The sequence below is a fragment of the Pseudomonas sp. 39004 genome (genome assembly GCF_028682155.1).
Classification (GTDB): Bacteria; Pseudomonadota; Gammaproteobacteria; order Pseudomonadales; family Pseudomonadaceae; genus Aquipseudomonas; species Aquipseudomonas capeferrum.
The window spans coordinates 1-17,172 of record NZ_JANIAG010000047.1; the positions used below are offsets into that span (position 1 = coordinate 1).

The following is a 17,172-nucleotide window of genomic DNA, read 5'->3' on the forward strand; positions in this document are numbered from 1 at the left end:
TTTTGTATCTGCTGCACGCTCCTACAAGGGCCTTGCGCAGCCCTTTCCGACCGGTCCGGCGCCCCGGCAAGGCGGCCTTTGTGTCAGGCCCGGCGCTCGTGCATCCGCGCCAATTGCCGCTCCAGCATCGACGGATACGGCTCCATCAACCGCTCTACACAGCAAGCGCCTTCCGGGCTGGCAATCGGGCGAATCCGCGCGCGCTGACGAATCAGCGCGTCATCACTGATCTGGCGCTCCACCAGCAGCAGGTTACGGCTGTGCTGCGACAGCGCCAGGGCATCCTGGGCTTTTTCTGCCATCAGCAGGTCGACCAGCTCCAACCCTTGCAGGTCGTTACCCAGTGCCAGGCCCAGTTGCAGTTGCAGGGTAATGCCGCTGTCGGCCACTTCGATCTGCAAGGCATGGCCCAGTGCACGCAGCAATTCGCCACAGCAGATCGCATTGGTCAGGTAGTCCTCGCCACAGTCGCGGCTGTGGAACAGCACCAAGGTGCTGCCGTCGTTGAGCGTGTGGGTTTCACCGTCATACAGCGAAGCGGCCTGTTCCAGGCAGTCGCGGTAGCGCTCCAATAATTCGGTCAGGCGCGTGCGCGGCAGGCGGCGCAGCTGCTCCTGGGAGCCGAGCTGAACGGCCAGTACGGCGCTGTTCTGCGGCTCGTCCGAATCGTATGGCACAGGCTTGGGCGCGCTTTCGTCGTTGTCCAGCAGCCCGGCAAAGGCATCGTCGTCCTCTTCGTCAGCCTGGGCGACAACCTTCGCGCGCGGCGCAGTCTTAGGGGCCGGCGCGTGATCGTGCAGGTCGTCGAAGTCGTCTTCGTCGTCCTCTTCTTCCGGCTCTGGCTCAGGTGGCGGCGGCGGAGCCAGGCGAGTGTGCAGCTGGCGGGCAATATCGCCGATCTCGTCCTGGCGGTCGGTGGCCGGCGTATAGGGCTGCGGGTCGCGCAGCCACACCCGCAACTGCAGCAGCGGTGTGGTGATATGGCGCGCCTGGCGCAGGCTCAGGCTCAGCGCCAGGGCCAGCAGGATGGCGGCGAGGATGCCCATGCTCTGCAGGCTGATCAGCATCGGCTGCTGGAACTGGCTCATGTCCAGGCTGATGCGCAGTTGCCCTGCCGTGACGTCCTGGAAGGTGATCTTGGTCTGGTACAGGCCTTCGGCTTCGCCCAGCAGGCTGTTGCGCGGGCGCTGGCCGGCCTCGGCAAGGATGCGGTTGTCCACGCTGTAGATGGCCGCATGGGCCACCAGCGGGTTTTTCACCAGGTTGCCCAGCAGCACGTTGAGGCTGAGGATGTCGTTGGACACCAACAGCTCGGTGGCCGACGTGGCCGTCTGCGTGGTCAGGCTCTGGCCGAGCGCGTCGGCCTGCTCGTGCATGGCCTGCTTGAACTGCAGGCCCATCACACAGGCATAGATGACCAGCGCCAGTGCCACCAGGAATAGGTTGGTGCAGGCGATGCGTAGCGCCAGAGGGACGCGACGTTGACTCAGGGCACGATAGATCATCAGGAAGAAGTTGTCTGGCTTGACGGGGGTGGGCCGGTTCACAGCGCTCGGCTCTTAATGGCATAAAAGTGTTGGGCAGTATAGCGACACCGGTTTTGTCGGCAAAGCATCGTTCGCGCCCGATGGTCACTGAAAATCGGTAGAATGCGCATTTTTCATCGAAGTCGGAGTCCGGTCTTGCGCGAAATCGTCCTGATCAACATCACAGGTGAAGACCGTCCCGGTCTCACTGCGGCCATCACTGGCGTCCTGCTGCAGGGCGGTGTGAGCATTCTCGACATCGGCCTGGCGGTCATGCACGGCACGTTGTCGTTCGGCATTCTGGTCGATATCCCGGACAACGAAGTGGCCACTCGCCTGCTGCAAAGCGTGCAGGCCAAGGCCCACGAACTGAATCTGCAGGCCCGTTACACGCCGATATCCGAGGCGGATTACCAGCATTGGGCCGATGGCCACGGTGAGGCGCGTCATATCGTCACCCTGCTCAGCCGCAAGATCACCCCTGAGCAGTTGCAGCGCGTCAGTGCGGTCATCAGCCAGTATGGCCTGACCATCGAGCGCATCGAACGCCTGTCCGCCCGCGTGGGGCTGGATGCCGAGACCGAGAAGGGCAAGGCAGCCATCGAGATCTCTGTGCGCGGCGTGCCGAGCGATGCCCAGGCATTGCGTGCAGATTTCTTCGCCCTGGCAGAAGCCTTGAGTGTCGATATCGCTTTCCAGAAGGACGACCTGTTCCGCCGCAACCGCCGCCTGGCGGTATTTGACATGGACTCGACCCTGATCGAGGCCGAAGTCATCGACGAGTTGGCCAAGGCCGCTGGCGTTGGCGAGCAGGTGGCAGCGATCACCGAGCGGGCGATGCGGGGCGAGCTGGACTTCCGCGCCAGCTTCAAGGAACGCATGGCGTTGCTCAAAGGCCTGGATGTAGGGGTGCTGGATGAGATCGGTGCGTCGCTACGCCTGACCGAAGGTGCCGAGAACCTGTTCGCCGAGCTCAAGCGCCTGGGTTACAAGACTGCGATCCTGTCCGGTGGCTTCACGTACTTCGCCAAGCAGGTGCAGGCGCGCCTGGGTATCGACTATGTGTTCGCCAATGAGCTGGAAGTGGTCGACGGCAAGGTGACCGGCGTTGCCGTGGAGCCGATTGTCGATGCTCAGCGCAAGGCCGAACTGCTGCAGCAACTGGCCCGCGAAGAGGGCTTGCAGCTGGACCAGACCATCGCCGTGGGGGATGGCGCCAACGACCTGCCAATGTTGTCGCTGGCCGGCCTGGGCGTGGCCTTCCGCGCCAAACCGCTGGTGCGTCAATCGGCCAAGCAGGCGATTTCCACCCTGGGGCTGGATGGGGTGCTGTATCTGCTGGGCCTGCGCGACCGCGACGCGCGCGGTTGATCTGAACGACCGGGGCTGCACAGCAGCCCCAGCTTCTACAAGGCGATCAAGCCTGCGCAGGCGCTGCCAACTGCTGGCCCATGCGCACTGCCGACCCGGCACCCAGGCTTTCAGCCCACTTCACCTGCTCTGGCCCGAACAGCACGATGGCGGTCGAGCCCAGTTTGAAGCGGCCCAGCTCGGCACCTTTTTCCAGGTGGATCGGCGCACGGCTGGCTTCGTCGTAACGGAAGGTCTTCAACTCACGCTTGGGCGGCGTTACCAGGCCGGCCCAGACCGTCTCGATCGAAGCAACAATCATCGCACCTACCAGCACCACGGCCATCGGGCCGCGTTCGGTGTCGAACAGGCAGACGACGCGCTCGTTACGGGCAAACAGCTCGGGCACGTTTTCGGCCGTGGTCTGGTTCACCGAAAACAGGCGACCCGGTACATACACCATCTCGCGCAGGGTGCCGGCCAGCGGCATGTGCACGCGGTGGTAATCCTTCGGCGACAGGTAAATGGTGGCGAATTCGCCGCCCATGAACGGCGCGGCCAGGGCCGGGTCGCCACCCAGCAGCTCCAGGGCGCTGTAGCCGTGGCCCTTGGCCTGGAAGATGCGGCCGTGCTCGATCGGGCCTAGCTGGCTGACAGCACCGTCGGCCGGGCACAGGATGGCACCGGGGGTTTCGTCCAGCGGGCGGGCGCCGGGCTTCAAGGCGCGGGTGAAGAACGCGTTGAAGTGCTCGTAAGCGCTCAAGTCCTCGACCAGGGCCTCGGACATGTTCACCTGGTAGCGCTTGGCAAACCAGGCGGTGAAGGCGTTTTTGAACCAGCGTGCACGGCACTCGGCAATGCAGCCGGCCAGCCGCGACAGCAGGTGGTGCGGCAGCAGGTACTGGCTGATGATGAACAAACGGGATTTCATGCAGGTTCCTTAAACTTCAACAGGCGTGTCCGGGTGGTTGCCCCATTCGCTCCACGAGCCAGCGTAGGCCTTGACGCGTGGGTAACCGAGGGCTTTGGCCACCAGGTAGGTGAAACCGGAGCGGCGGTGGCTCTGACAATGGGTGATCACTTCCTTGTCGGGCGTGATGCCCAGCTTTTGCAGGACTTCGGCGATGTCGTGGCGGATGCGCAAGTGGTCGTTGAGGTCCATGCCGGCCGTCCACTCGAAGTTGACCGCGCCGGGGATGTGGCCGCCTTTGGCCGCCAGCACCTTCTCGCCGCTGTACTCCAGCGGGCCGCGGGCGTCCCAGATGACCAGGTCATCGGCGCCCAGGCGGCTTTGCAGATACTCGCGGGTGGCCGTTGGCTCACTGTGCACCTGCAGGCGCACGGTGGCATTGCCGCTTGCCGGCACGTCGGTGCAGAGCGTGTCCGCCGGCCAGGCCTGAATGCCGCCATTGAGGTAGTGGTAGGCCTTGTGGCCGATCACGTCGAGCATCCAGATGAAGCGCCCGGCCCAGCCCCCGCCTTCATCGTCGTAGACCACGTAGACGGCATCGTCGCGATGACCGAGCTCGCTGAACAGTTTTTCCAGGTCGGCCAGTGCCGGCAGCAGGCCCGGCGCTGGTGGCAGGCCCAGCTGGGTGCGCTTGCCTTCGACGAAGCGGGCGCCGGGGATGTGCCCGCTGACATAACGGTTTGCGCTGCTCAGGTCCACCAGGATCAAGTGCGGTGAACCCAGGCGCGGCAAGAGATCCGCGGCTTCGATCACCAGGGGCAGGCCGGAAAAGTCAGTCATCCACGGTCTCCAGTGTGGAAAGAGGGGCGATTGTAGCGCAAGGCTCAGCCCTTGCGGTTGGCAAACACGGACAGCGCGCGCTCGATGCATTGCGCGGTTTTACCAAAGGCTTGCACGCTGATATCGGCCAGGGGGTTGCCGCCTTGGTCGGCCACCGCCAGCATCAGGACCTGGTCGTTGACTGCCAGCGAGCGCAGCAGCAGGTGCTCGCTGCGGAAGAGGGCGCGCAGCGGTGCAGGCAGCAGGGCCGAGAACTGGCCGTGGTTTTCCGGGGTCAGGCGCAGTTGCCCGGCCTTGCTCATCAGTTTTTGCAGCAGCTTGCTTTGCGGCACTTGCAAGGCCATGGCCGCGGCTTCCTTGGGCAGGCCGGCGGTCTGCTGCACGCGCAGGTAGTCGGTCGCCTTGTCCAGGGTCAGCAGCATGATGCGCTGCATGCCGCAGGCCAGCAGGGCCTCGCGGGCCTGGGTGGCCAGGTGCACGGTATTGGTGAACGGGCTTGGCTGCGCCAGCAGGTCCTGGCACAGCGTGCGCCAGCGGTTCAGTTCTTCACTGCTGGGCGGCGGTGGCGCCAGCATGCCTGGGTGGGGGCGGCGTTGCTGCCAGGGCCAGATCAGCGCTTCGGCCGGGTGGAACAGCGCCTGGTGGGCATGGCGCCGGGCGCTGGCCGCCGCTTGTTGGTGAACCTGCTGCTGCACGTCATCCAGCGACGTCTGCAGGTACAGCGCGGTCAGCAACTGCCAGCGCAGCAGGTGCGGGTTGTCCCAGCCCACCTGCGCCGCCAGGGCCAGGCCGTTGGCCAGCAGCACGGTATTGGCCGGCTGGTTGAACCAGCGGCGCAGGCCGGGCTCCTCATCCAGGCGGTGTTGCTGGCTCAGCACGTCCTGATCGCGGGCAATGTTGAACACCTGCGCCAGTTGCTCGCGTTCATCCAGCAACATGCGGTAGCCCTGGGTCACCCATTGCGGCAGGCGCCAGTACTCGGCCATGGTCTGGCACAGCGCCATGATGCGCACACCGAACAGTTCCTGCTCCACCTCGGCGGCTTTCTCACCCTTGTGGATAACCCGCAGCTCCCAGGTGTCGAGCAGCTTCGGGTAGGCCAGGGCCAGCGGCCAGAGCGGGGCGAGGAACAGCAGGCTGCCCCAGTGGATTTCTTGCCACAAGCGCGCCAGGCGGCTGGCGAACAGGCCACTGGCTTGCTGCGAGGCGTGCTGGCTGATCAGCTGGAACTGGCCCAGTACCGGCGGGACCTCGTCGGCTGGCAGCGAGGGCAGGCGCTTGAGCAACTGCTCGATACGCGTCAGGCCCAGCCGGTTCAGGGCAATTTCCAGGCTCTCGGCGGGCTCGGCCTGGCTGGCGTTGGCCGGGTGATTGGCTTCACGCATGACCGAAAGCACCAGTGCCGGGCTATCCTGCATCAGTTCGGCGATATCGCGCAGGGAGCGGCGGCTGTCGTTTATCGCAGCCAATACCCGGTCGTAACTCTGTTTCGGCACAGGTATACGAACACTCTCCAGCAGCTTTACCCAGGCCTCTAACGTACGTGGCGGCTGAGCGGGCACCTTGGTTTCAATTGGCATTTTGACATCAGTCCGAACTGGCTTTTCGCTTTGAGTGGCTATAGTCTGGCGCAGTTCTGCCGATAAGTAGAAGAAGAGTTTTAAAGCTCCCGTCTCTCACCCTGACCACGACAGCAAGTGCTTTGAACCTATGGCTAAAATTATCGGCATCATCGTCGTATTCGCGAGCGTGCTCGGCGGATACGTGCTCTCCCACGGCAAGATCGCGGCGCTGATCCAGCCGTTCGAAGTACTGATCATCGGCGGTGCGGCCTTCGGTGCATTCTTGCAGGCCAACCCTGGCCACATGACCATGCACGTCATCAAGAAGTCGATGAAGATGTTCGGCTCGCGCTTCACCCACGCCTATTACCTGGAGGTGCTGGGCCTGGTGTACGAGATCCTCAACAAAAGCCGTCGTGAAGGCATGATGGCCATCGAGAGTGATATCGAGGACGCTGCGGCCAGCCCGATCTTCGCCAAGTACCCCACCGTACTGGCGGATGAGCGCATGACCGCGTTCGTCTGCGACTACCTGCGCATCATGTCCACCGGCAACATGGCCCCGCACGAGCTCGAAGGCTTGTTCGACATGGAGCTGCTGAGCATGAAGGAAGAGCTCGAACACCCCTCCCATGCGGTGAACGGCATTGCCGACGGCATGCCGGGCTTCGGTATCGTTGCGGCGGTACTCGGCATCGTGGTGACCATGGCCTCGCTCGGCGAAGGCGACCAGGCGGCCATCGGCATGCACGTGGGTGCGGCACTGGTCGGTACTTTCTTCGGTATCCTGGCGGCCTATGGCTTCTTCGGCCCGTTGGCCAAGTGCCTGGAGCACGATGCCAAGGAAGAGATCAACCTGTACGAGTCGATCAAGGCCTCGCTGGTCGCGTCGGCCTCGGGCATGCCACCGTCCCTGGCTGTCGAGTTCGGTCGCAAGGTGCTTTACCCCAAGCATCGCCCAAGTTTTGCCGAGCTGGAACAAGCGGTTCGCGGTCGCTGAGTCATGGAGAACAATCAGCCGATAATCATCAAGCGCGTCAAGCGCTTCGGCGGCGGCCACCATGGCGGCGCCTGGAAAATCGCCTTTGCCGACTTCGCCACGGCGATGATGGCGTTTTTCCTGGTGCTCTGGCTGTTGTCCACAGCCACGCCTGAGCAGAAGATCGCCATTGCCGGCTATTTCAAGGACCCGATCGGCTTTTCCGAGAGTGGCACGCCTTACGTCATCGACCTGGGCGGTTCGCCCGAGATGGCACCGGAAAAAACCATCAACCCTGAAGTGAAGTCCGAGCCGACGCCTGAATCCAGCGTGCAACTGAGCAAGGACCAGGTCGAGACCATGGCCGAGCAGGTCGAACGCGAGCGCCTCGAGCTGTTGCTGCAGGAACTGCAGAACAAGGTCGAGGAAAACCCGCAGCTGCAGAAGTTCAAGGACCAGATTCTGTTCGAGATCACTCAGGACGGCTTGCGTATCCAGATCATGGATGCCGAGAACCGGCCGATGTTCGACATCGGCAGTGCGCGTTTGCAGCCGTATTTCGAGGACATCCTGCTGGCCATGGCCGACACCATCAAGGCGGTGCCGAACAAGATCAGCATCAGTGGCCACACCGATGCCAAGCCGTTTGCCGGCACCGGTGAGTTCGGCAACTGGGAACTGTCGGCCAACCGTGCCAACGCGGCGCGGCGCGCGCTGGTCGCAGGCGGCTATCCGGACGGGCAGGTGGCCCGGGTGGTGGGCTACGCCTCGTCGTCGTTGTTCGACCGCAAGGACCCGTTCAACCCGGTCAACCGGCGCATCGACATCATCGTGCTGACCAAGAAGGCCCAGCGCAACATCGAGGGTGAGCAGGCCGCGCCCGAAGCGCCGCCGGCCGAGCCCGCAGCACCTGCCGACACCGCCCCCGGCGCCTCGGCCCCGGCTGTGCCAGAGGCCGAGCAGGCACCGATGCAGCCGCGTGAGCTGCGCGAGAAGCTGAACATCTTCGAAGATGGGACGCTGAAGATGGACGACGCCAAAGAGCAGTAACCCCTCGCGCAGCCGCTCCGATAGAGAAACAGTTATCGCATTGATAGCTGTGCCTCTGTGGGGGCGGGCTTGCCCCGCGAACACCGGCGAAGCCGGTGCCAGCCATCACATGGCCGTCAAAACCCCCGGCGGATCTTGGCCTTGAGATCGGCATGAAAGAAATCGGCATTATCCCTGTCAGCACCCAACCCTCGCCCTGGCGGCAGTGGCATGGCCCGCTCGAACGTGCGCTCGTCATGATAGGCCCGCACGAACAGGTCGATATGCGCCCGCTCACGCATGCACGGCCACCTGCCCAGGCATTCCGGTAGTGGCGCTAGTTCTTTGCGATAGAAGCTGATACGGCGGCAGGCCATTGCCGCAGCCCCCAGCAGCCAAGCAGTCCACCAGTCTTCGGCAGCGTCGGCGGGGAGCACCCCGACCCAATGAGTAGCATCGCTCATCTGCTGGCAGAAACTGCCATGCAGGTCATCGCGGGTCTGCCCTTCGCTGTCAAGCTGCACCACTTGGGTAGCGATGCCTTCGAGCAGCAGGCGCTCATTGAGGATGAACGCATCGAGCCGCTCTTCGTGGCGGTAGCTGATAAGAACCGGCATGGCGGTTGCCCTCCCTGATAGAAGGCATGACCATCAGCGAAAGCAGTAGAAGGGGCAATAGATGACGGTAAAACCGGAGCGGTCCTACATGCCCCGGTAATACTTCCTACAAAACAGGCTGATCAATAGCTGTCTTCCGGCAGGCTGGCGATGATCGAGCGGTAGCTGTTCATGCGCTGCTGCTTGATACGGCCATCGTCCAGTGCCTGGAGCAGTGCGCAGCCTGGCTCGCGGTCATGCTTGCAGTCGCGGAAGCGACAGGTGCCGAACAGGTCGCGAAACTCGATGAAACCGTCTTCCACGTCATCGCGGCTGACATGGCCCAGGCCAAATTCGCGAATGCCCGGCGAGTCGATCAGGTCGCCGCCGTTGGGGAAGTGGTACAGGCGCGCGGTAGTGGTGGTGTGCGTGCCCTGGCCCGACCACTCGGACAGGTCACCGACGCGGGTGTCGGCGGCCGGCAGCAGGCTGTTGACCAGGGACGACTTGCCCACGCCCGACTGGCCGACGAACACGCTGATGTGCCCGTCCAGCATCTGCTGCAGGCGCTGCATGCCATCACCCTGGTGGGCAGAAACCTCCAGCAAGGGGTAGCCGAGGTCGCGATAGACTTCGAGCAGCGCATGCAGGGCCGGGCCGTTCTCGTCGTTGATCAGGTCGGCCTTGTTCAGCAAAAGCAGCGGGCGGATGCCGGCATGCTCGGCGGCTACCAGGTAGCGGTCGATCAGGTTCGGGTGTGGCTCGGGCGCTGGCGCGAAGACGATCACGATCAGGTCGACGTTGGCCGCTACCGGTTTGAGCTGGCCGTGGTTGTTCGGCCGGCACAGCTCGGTGCTGCGCGGCATCTGCGCGACGATCACGCCGATGCCCTGGTTACCTGCACGCCAGACCACACGGTCGCCTGTGACCAGTGCGGGCAGGTTGGCCCGCAGGTGGCAACGGAACACTTGGCCGGCCGTATCGCCGTCCTGGGCCTCGACCTCGACCTGCACACCAAAGTGGGCAATCACCAGGCCCAGTTGTTCTGGCCCCAGGTCGCCGCCCTCCAGTTCCTGCAGCGTGTGCTGCTCGCGTTTGGCGGCGCGAGCGGCGCGCTCGTTCTGGATTTTTTCGATACGCCAGTTTTGGCGACGATTGAGCTGGCGTTTGGCCATGAAGGTTCCGTGCTGGGACAGATTGAAAACGGCAGGCAGTTTAGCACGCCGGGCGCTCGACCATTGGGCTTACCTTTGCGCCGCGCATGCGCCGGCCGCCCCCGCTAGGCTACTATGACGGCCTATACGAGGAGCCCCTGCATGCATAACCCACAGAACCTGATCTGGATCGACCTGGAAATGACCGGCCTGGATCCGGACAGCGACGTCATCATCGAGATGGCCACGATTGTCACCGACAGCGATCTGAACACCTTGGCCGAAGGCCCGGTGATCGCCATTCACCACAGTGACGAAGTGCTGGCGCGCATGGACGAGTGGAACACCCGTACCCACGGCGGCTCGGGCCTGACCCAGCGTGTGCGCGAAAGCCGCGTCAGCATGGCCGAGGCCGAGGCGCAGACCATCGCCTTCCTCGAGCAGTGGGTACCCAAAGGCAAGTCGCCCATCTGCGGCAACAGCATCTGCCAGGACCGCCGTTTCCTTTATCGCCATATGCGCAACCTGGAAAACTACTTCCACTACCGCAACCTCGACGTCTCGACCCTCAAGGAGCTGGCCGCACGCTGGGCGCCGAATGTTCGCGACAGCTTCAAGAAGGGCGGCACCCACCTGGCGCTGGACGATATCCGCGAGTCGATCGCCGAGTTGCGCCACTACCGCGAGCACTTCATCAAGGTGTGAGCCGAAAGGGCGCAGATATTGTGTCTTCGCCCTCTTTTGGTGCCTCGGGCAACTGGTTAGACTGCGCGCCTTTCTCGCACGGACTCGCACCATGTTGTTGATGCTCTACCTCATTGCCATCACCGCTGAAGCCATGACCGGTGCCTTGTCTGCCGGCCGCCGCGGCATGGACTGGTTTGGCGTGGTGCTGATTGCCTGCGTCACCGCCCTGGGCGGTGGCTCGGTGCGTGACGTGCTGCTTGGGCATTACCCGCTGACCTGGGTCAAGCACCCGGAGTACCTGGTACTGACCAGCTGTGCGGCACTGCTGACCATTTTCATCGCACCGATGATGCGCCGCCTGCGTTCATTGTTCCTGGTGCTCGATGCCCTGGGGTTGGTGGCGTTTACCTTGATCGGTTGCATGACGGCGCTGGAGATGGGCCAGGGCATGCTGGTGGCGTCGATCAGCGGGGTGATCACCGGGGTATTCGGTGGGATCTTGCGCGATATCTTCTGTAACGACATCCCGCTGGTGTTCCGCCGGGAGCTGTATGCCAGCGTGTCGTTTGCGGCGGCATGGTTCTATCTGGGCTGCGTGCACTTTCAGCTGCCGGCGGAGCAGGCGACGTTGCTGACCTTGTTTGGCGGGTTTCTGCTGCGTTTGCTGGCGATCAGGTTTCATTGGGAAATGCCCAAGTTTCATTACAACGATCAGCAGTGAGGGGGCCTCGCCCGCCTGACCCCACCTACACCTGTCCGTGACGCTCCAGCGCCCACTCGACATGCTCACGCACCAGTGGCGACGGGTCATCCCGTCGGGCCTTCAAGGCCTCCAGCACCGGAATCGTCGAAGGGGCATTGCCCAACCCCACCGCCAGGTTTCGCAGCCAGCGTTCATACCCCGCTCGCCGCAATGGCCCGCCTTCGGTCTTGCGCAAAAAGGTCTTTTCATCCCACAGGAACATCTCGGCCAACTCGGCATTCTCCAGCCCATGCCGGGGCTGGAAGTCACTCTCCTGGGTGGGCCGGGCAAAGCGGTTCCACGGGCAGACGATCTGGCAGTCATCGCAGCCGAACACTCGGTTGCCCATCATCGAACGCAACTCGACGGGAATCGCACCCTTCAGCTCGATGGTCAGGTACGAGATGCAGCGCCTGGCATCCAGCACATAGGGGCCGACAAATGCTTGGGTCGGGCAGATGTCCAGGCACGCCTGGCAGCGCCCGCAGTGCTCGCTGGTATGTGCTTCGTCCACCGGCAGCGGCAGGTCGACGAACAGCTCGGCAAGGAAGAAATAGCTACCGGCCTTGCGATTGAGCAGCAGGGTGTTCTTGCCGATCCAACCCAGCCCGGCTTGCTCGGCAATTGCCTTTTCCAGCACCGGGGCGCTGTCGACGAACGCCCGGTAACCGAACGGGCCAATGTCTTCCTGGATGCGATCGGCCAGGTGCTGCACGCGTTTGCGCACCAGCTTGTGGTAGTCGCGGCCAAGGGCGTAGCGCGATACGTAGGCCTTTTCTGGCTGGGCCAGGCGTTGCGCCATCTGCGTGTCGCCTGGCAAGTAGTCCATGCGCAGCGACACCACCCGTACCGTGCCGGGGATCAACTGGTCAGGGTGGGCACGCTTGCCGTCGTGAGCGGCCAGGTACTCCATTTCGCCCTGGTAGCCAGCGTCGAGCCAGCGTTGCAGGTGTTGTTCGTGCTCGCCAAGGTCCACACCGGCGATGCCGACGTGGGCAAAACCGAGTTCTCGGCCCCAATTCTTGATCGATTGGGCCAGTGCGGCGAGGTCAAGTGTGCAAGCGGACATGGATGGGCAAGGCAATACGGGCTCAGGTGCGTATAATTCTGCCAGACATTGGAGCCTTTGACCCCATGCCCCAGACCAAACACCCAGGTAATGCCCCGCAACTGCTCAGCAGCGTGACCGTCGCGCACCTGCCGGCAAGGCAGGCGCATGCCCATAAAGGTGATTTTGGCCATGTGCTGGTGGTCGGTGGCGACCTCGGCACCGGCGGCGCGGTGCTGCTCAGTGCCGAGGCGGCGCTGCGCTGTGGCGTGGGCCTGGTCAGCGTGGCAACGCGGCCGGAACATGTCGGTGCGAGCCTGGCCCGCCTGCCAGAAACCATGTGCCTGGGCGTGAGTTCGGCCAATCAGCTGATGGGCGTGCTGGAGCGCGCCTCGGTGCTGGTGGTCGGCCCGGGGCTGGGGCAGGGCGCATGGGGCCGCAGCCTGCTGTCGGCAGTGGCCAATGCCGAGCGCCCGCAGGTGTGGGATGCCGATGCGTTGAACCTGCTGGCGCGCACGCCGCTGGCCCTGCCCAGTGGCAGCATCTTGACCCCGCACCCTGGGGAGGCGGCGCGGTTGCTGGGGATTTCCACCGAGGCCGTTCAGGCCGACCGTCCGGGCGCTGCTCGCAAGCTCGCCCGCCGCTATACCAGCGTCTGCGTGCTCAAGGGCGCCGGCACCCTGGTGGCCGACCCTGGCGGGCAATTGGCACGCTGTGACCGTGGGCACCCAGCCATGGCCGGTGCAGGCCTGGGCGACGTCCTCACCGGCGTGCTGGCGGCGCTGCTGGCTCAGGGCATGGCGGCCTGGCCGGCGGCTTGCCTGGGTGTCTGGCTGCATGCCTGTGCCGGTGAGCGCCTGGGCGTCAAGGGTAGAGGCTTGGCAGCCAGTGATCTGGCGCCGGTCATTCGTGAGTTGTTGGAGGAGCATTCTGCGTGTCTGGCTTAACCTTGTTTTTGGCCGATGAAGCGGCCATGGTCGCGTTTGGTGCGCGGCTTGCCGAAGTGACCGGCGGTCACGGCGTGATTTTTCTCGAAGGTGACCTGGGGGCTGGCAAGACCACGCTCTCGCGTGGCCTGATCCGCGGCCTGGGCCATACTGGTGCAGTCAAGAGCCCGACCTTCACCGTGGTCGAGCCTTACGAGATCGGAGACGTGCGCGCTTTCCATTTCGACCTGTATCGCCTGGTCGATCCGGAGGAGCTGGAGTACATGGGCATTCGTGACTACTTCGATGGCGATGCATTGTGCCTGTTCGAGTGGCCAGAAAAGGGTGCGGGCGTTTTGCCAAAGCCTGACCTGACCATTACCATAAGCCCCCAAGCGCGCGGACGCTCGCTGAACCTTTCGCCGCAGGGGGCTCGCGGCGAGGCCTGGTGCGTGGCACTGGGCAAACACTAAAAACAGAAAGTGGGGTAGGTATGCGCATACGCGCACTGGTCGCCATCGTTGGTCTGCTGCTGACAACGGTGACCGTTGAGGCTCTGGCCGTCACACAAGTCAAGAGCGTGCGCCTGTGGCGCGCGCCGGACAACACGCGGCTGGTCTTCGACCTGTCTGGCCCCGTGCAGCACAGTGTCTTCACCCTCAGCGCACCTGATCGCCTGGTCATCGACATCAATGGCGCGACCCTGGCCGCGCCGTTGAACGTGGCCACGTCCAATACACCAATCAGCAGCGTGCGTTCGGCCCAGCGCACGCCTACCGACCTGCGCGTTGTGGTCGACCTGAAAAAGTCGGTCACACCCAAGAGCTTCACCCTCGCGCCCAATGCCCAGTACGGTAACCGCCTGGTGGTCGACCTGTACGACCAGGAGGCCGATGCCGTCGCCGCCAGCACGCCGACCCCACCGCCTGTGCCAGTACAAACGCCTGCGACCACGCCGGCCGTGCCGGTGAGCCCGGCCCAGCCGGCCATCAAGCTGCCACCGGTGCCTAGTGGCAAGCGTGACATCGTGGTCGCCATCGACGCCGGTCACGGCGGTGAAGACCCGGGCGCCTCCGGCTCGCGCGGGCAGCACGAAAAAGACATCGTGCTGCAGATCGCCAAGGAACTGCAGCGCCAGATCAACAGCGAGAAGGGCTTCCGCGCGGAGCTGACCCGTACCGGTGACTATTTCATCCCGTTGCGCAAACGCACCGAGATCGCCCGCAAGAAGGGCGCCGACCTGTTCGTCTCGATCCACGCCGACGCCGCGCCATCCAGGGCCGCCTTCGGTGCGTCGGTATTCGCCCTGTCCGACCGTGGTGCCACGTCCGAGACCGCGCGCTGGCTGGCCGACACGGAAAACCGCTCCGACCTGATCGGTGGTGCTGGCAACGTCAGCCTCGACGACAAGGACCGCATGCTGGCTGGCGTGTTGCTCGACCTGTCGATGACCGCCACCCTCAGCTCTAGCCTCAATGTCGGGCAGAAGGTGCTGGGCAACATGGGCCGCGTCACTTCCCTGCACAAGCAGCGGGTGGAACAGGCGGGCTTCATGGTGCTGAAATCGCCAGATATTCCGTCGATCCTCGTTGAAACCGGGTTTATCTCCAATGCCAACGAGGCGGCCAAACTGGCTACCCGCAGCCACCAGCAGGCCCTGGCCCGCTCGATCCACACCGGCGTGCGGCAGTTCTTTCAGCAGAATCCGCCGCCTGGCACCTACATCGCCTGGCTGCGTGACACCGGCAAGATCGCTGCCGGCCCACGTGAGCACACCGTGCGCCCTGGCGAAACCCTGGCCATGCTTGCGGTTCGTTATCAGGTCAGCGTGGCCAGCCTGCGCAGCACCAACAGCCTCAAGACCGATGAGCTGAAGGTCGGCCAGCGTCTCGATGTGCCGGCCACCACACTGGCTTCGCAGCAATGAATGGTGGGTCGCGCATCCAGCTGCTAAGCCCGCGGCTGGCTAACCAGATTGCCGCCGGTGAAGTGGTCGAGCGCCCGGCTTCGGTGGCCAAGGAGCTGCTGGAGAACAGCCTCGACTCCGGTGCCCGGCGCATCGATGTCGAAGTTGAGCAGGGTGGGGTCAAGTTGCTGCGCGTGCGCGACGATGGCGGCGGGATCTCCGCCGACGACCTGCCGTTGGCCCTGGCCCGTCACGCCACCAGCAAGATCCGTGAGCTGGAAGACCTCGAAGGCGTGCTGAGCCTCGGTTTCAGGGGTGAGGCCCTGGCCTCTATCAGCTCGGTGGCGCGCCTGACCCTGACGTCTCGCACGGCCACTGCCGGCGAGGCCTGGCAGGTCGAGACCGAAGGCCGCGACATGACCCCGCGCGTGCAGCCTGCCGCGCACCCGGTCGGTACGTCGGTTGAAGTGCGTGACCTGTTCTTCAACACCCCGGCGCGGCGCAAGTTCCTCAAGGCCGAGAAGACCGAATTCGACCACCTGCAGGAAGTCATCCGGCGCCTGGCCCTGGCCCGCTTCGATGTCGGCTTCCACCTGCGCCACAACGGCAAGAGCATCCTCAGCCTGCACGAGGCCCATGATGAAACCGCCCGTGCGCGGCGGGTCGGCGCCATTTGCGGCGCTGGCTTCATGGAGCAGGCGCTGCCCATCGATGTCGAGCGCAATGGCCTGCGGCTGTGGGGCTGGGTAGGGCTGCCGACCTTCTCGCGTAGCCAGGCCGACCTGCAGTACTTCTTCGTCAACGGCCGGGCGGTACGCGACAAGCTGGTGGCCCACGCTGTGCGCCAGGCGTACCGGGACGTGCTGTTCAATGGTCGGCACCCGACCTTCGTGCTGTTCCTGGAGCTTGAGCCCAACGGCGTCGACGTCAACGTGCATCCGACCAAGCACGAAGTGCGCTTTCGCGAAGGGCGTTCGGTGCACGACTTCCTTTACGGTACCTTGCACCGTGCTCTGGCCGATGTGCGCCCGGAAGATCAATTGGCCGCGCCCGCCGCCGTTGCCGAAATCGTTCGCCCCAGTGGCCAACAGGCCGGTGAGTTCGGGCCTCAGGGTGAGATGCGCCTGGCCTCGCCGGTGCTTGAACAGCCTCGGGCACCGCAGTTTTCGATTTCCAATGGTGGCAGTGGCGCGGGCTATCAGTCCCAGTACAGCCCGCGCCCGTCCCAGCCGTTGCCGGCAGCCGAGTCGCAAGCCGTCTATCGCGAGTTCTACAAGCCGCTGGCCGACGGCGCCGAGACGCCGTCGGCGCTGCCCGAAAGCCAGGGCGACATTCCACCGCTGGGCTACGCCCTGGCCCAGCTCAAGGGCATCTATATTCTGGCCGAGAACGCCGTCGGCCTGGTGCTGGTGGACATGCACGCTGCGCATGAACGGATCATGTACGAGCGGCTCAAGGTGGCCATGGCCAGCGAAGGCCTGAGCGGTCAGCCACTGCTGGTGCCCGAATCGCTGGCGATGAGCCAGCGCGAAGCCGACTGCGCCGAGGAACACGCCCAGTGGTTCCAGCGCCTGGGCTTCGAGCTGCAGCGCCTGGGTCCCGAGACTTTGGCGATCCGGCAGATCCCGGCGTTGCTCAAGCAGGCCGAGGCCAACCGCCTGGTACAGGATGTGCTCGCCGACCTGATGGAATACGGCACCAGTGACCGTATTCAAGCGCACCTCAACGAACTGCTCGGCACCATGGCCTGCCACGGCGCCGTGCGCGCCAACCGGCGCCTGGCCATCCCCGAGATGAACGCACTGCTGCGCGACATGGAAAGCACCGAGCGCAGCGGCCAGTGCAACCATGGCCGGCCGACCTGGACCCAGATGGGCCTGGACGACCTGGACAAACTTTTCCTGCGCGGTCGATGAC

Annotated in this window: 16 protein-coding genes; 9 read left to right on the forward strand and 7 right to left on the reverse strand. The window is 64.2% G+C overall.

All coding sequences use genetic code 11. The features are described 5' to 3' along the window. Positions 1–83: 83 nt before the first annotated feature. Complete coding sequence (locus NP534_RS10820) at positions 84–1,547, reverse strand: histidine kinase (RefSeq protein WP_274098721.1); 1,464 nt, start codon at positions 1,545–1,547, stop codon at positions 84–86. Positions 1,548–1,682: 135 nt separating this feature from the next. Here NP534_RS10820 and serB point away from each other — a divergent pair, with 135 nt between their 5' ends. After that, positions 1,683–2,897, forward strand: a complete 1,215-nt coding sequence (gene serB / locus NP534_RS10825; protein ID WP_274098722.1) for a phosphoserine phosphatase SerB — start codon at positions 1,683–1,685, stop codon at positions 2,895–2,897. 46 nt (positions 2,898–2,943) lie between these two features. On the opposite strand, the gene asd is transcribed toward serB, so the two are convergent. Genes asd through NP534_RS10840 form a run of 3 tightly spaced genes read right to left on the reverse strand, consistent with a single transcriptional unit; the run spans position 2,944 to position 6,206 of the window. Next, positions 2,944–3,807 (reverse strand): archaetidylserine decarboxylase, encoded by an 864-nt coding sequence (gene asd, locus NP534_RS10830; protein WP_033701827.1) that lies wholly within the window; start codon positions 3,805–3,807, stop codon positions 2,944–2,946. A 9-nt stretch (positions 3,808–3,816) separates the two neighbouring features. Further along, on the reverse strand, positions 3,817–4,626 hold the full coding sequence (locus NP534_RS10835) for a rhodanese-like domain-containing protein (protein WP_274098723.1): 810 nt from the start codon (positions 4,624–4,626) through the stop codon (positions 3,817–3,819). Positions 4,627–4,670: 44 nt separating this feature from the next. Further along, positions 4,671–6,206, reverse strand: a complete 1,536-nt coding sequence (locus NP534_RS10840) for an HDOD domain-containing protein (RefSeq protein ID WP_186652761.1) — start codon at positions 6,204–6,206, stop codon at positions 4,671–4,673. 130 nt (positions 6,207–6,336) lie between these two features. Here NP534_RS10840 and motA point away from each other — a divergent pair, with 130 nt between their 5' ends. Together motA and motB are read left to right on the forward strand one after the other, a co-directional pair. Continuing rightward, a complete protein-coding gene (gene motA, locus NP534_RS10845) occupies positions 6,337–7,188 on the forward strand; it encodes a flagellar motor stator protein MotA (protein WP_033701822.1) in 852 nt (283 codons plus the stop codon). Positions 7,189–7,191: 3 nt separating this feature from the next. Next, positions 7,192–8,217 (forward strand): flagellar motor protein MotB, encoded by a 1,026-nt coding sequence (gene motB, locus NP534_RS10850; RefSeq protein ID WP_274098724.1) that lies wholly within the window; start codon positions 7,192–7,194, stop codon positions 8,215–8,217. A 116-nt stretch (positions 8,218–8,333) separates the two neighbouring features. Here the strand turns inward: motB and NP534_RS10855 are convergent, their stop codons facing one another. Both NP534_RS10855 and rsgA read right to left on the reverse strand, forming a co-directional pair. Beyond that, a complete protein-coding gene (locus NP534_RS10855; RefSeq protein WP_274098725.1) occupies positions 8,334–8,813 on the reverse strand; it encodes a molecular chaperone Tir in 480 nt (159 codons plus the stop codon). 122 nt (positions 8,814–8,935) lie between these two features. Further along, a complete protein-coding gene (gene rsgA, locus NP534_RS10860; protein ID WP_186652753.1) occupies positions 8,936–9,967 on the reverse strand; it encodes a small ribosomal subunit biogenesis GTPase RsgA in 1,032 nt (343 codons plus the stop codon). Between the two features lie 141 nt (positions 9,968–10,108). Between rsgA and orn the strand changes: the two genes are divergently transcribed. Beyond that, positions 10,109–10,651 carry an oligoribonuclease gene (orn, locus tag NP534_RS10865; protein WP_033701818.1) on the forward strand — a complete coding sequence of 181 codons (543 nt, stop codon included), beginning with the start codon at positions 10,109–10,111 and terminating at the stop codon, positions 10,649–10,651. A 91-nt stretch (positions 10,652–10,742) separates the two neighbouring features. Beyond that, complete coding sequence (locus NP534_RS10870) at positions 10,743–11,354, forward strand: trimeric intracellular cation channel family protein (RefSeq protein WP_033701817.1); 612 nt, start codon at positions 10,743–10,745, stop codon at positions 11,352–11,354. Between the two features lie 25 nt (positions 11,355–11,379). Here the strand turns inward: NP534_RS10870 and queG are convergent, their stop codons facing one another. After that, complete coding sequence (gene queG / locus NP534_RS10875) at positions 11,380–12,444, reverse strand: tRNA epoxyqueuosine(34) reductase QueG (RefSeq protein WP_274098726.1); 1,065 nt, start codon at positions 12,442–12,444, stop codon at positions 11,380–11,382. Positions 12,445–12,509: 65 nt separating this feature from the next. On the opposite strand from queG, the gene NP534_RS10880 reads away from it, so the two are divergent. The 4 genes from NP534_RS10880 to mutL are packed head-to-tail and all read left to right on the forward strand — an operon-like array spanning position 12,510 to position 17,171. Then, a complete protein-coding gene (locus NP534_RS10880) occupies positions 12,510–13,370 on the forward strand; it encodes an NAD(P)H-hydrate dehydratase (RefSeq protein WP_274098727.1) in 861 nt (286 codons plus the stop codon). Continuing rightward, the gene (tsaE, locus tag NP534_RS10885; RefSeq protein ID WP_033701813.1) at positions 13,358–13,822 is read left to right on the forward strand and encodes a tRNA (adenosine(37)-N6)-threonylcarbamoyltransferase complex ATPase subunit type 1 TsaE; all 465 of its coding nucleotides are present in this window, start codon (positions 13,358–13,360) and stop codon (positions 13,820–13,822) included. Before NP534_RS10880 ends, tsaE begins: the two co-directional genes overlap by 13 nt. Positions 13,823–13,842: 20 nt before the next feature. Continuing rightward, entirely contained in the window at positions 13,843–15,276 is a 1,434-nt protein-coding gene (locus tag NP534_RS10890; protein ID WP_156311294.1) for an N-acetylmuramoyl-L-alanine amidase, read from the forward strand. After that, on the forward strand, positions 15,273–17,171 hold the full coding sequence (gene mutL / locus NP534_RS10895) for a DNA mismatch repair endonuclease MutL (RefSeq protein ID WP_274098728.1): 1,899 nt from the start codon (positions 15,273–15,275) through the stop codon (positions 17,169–17,171). Before NP534_RS10890 ends, mutL begins: the two co-directional genes overlap by 4 nt. The last annotated feature ends 1 nt before the right edge of the window (position 17,172 follow it).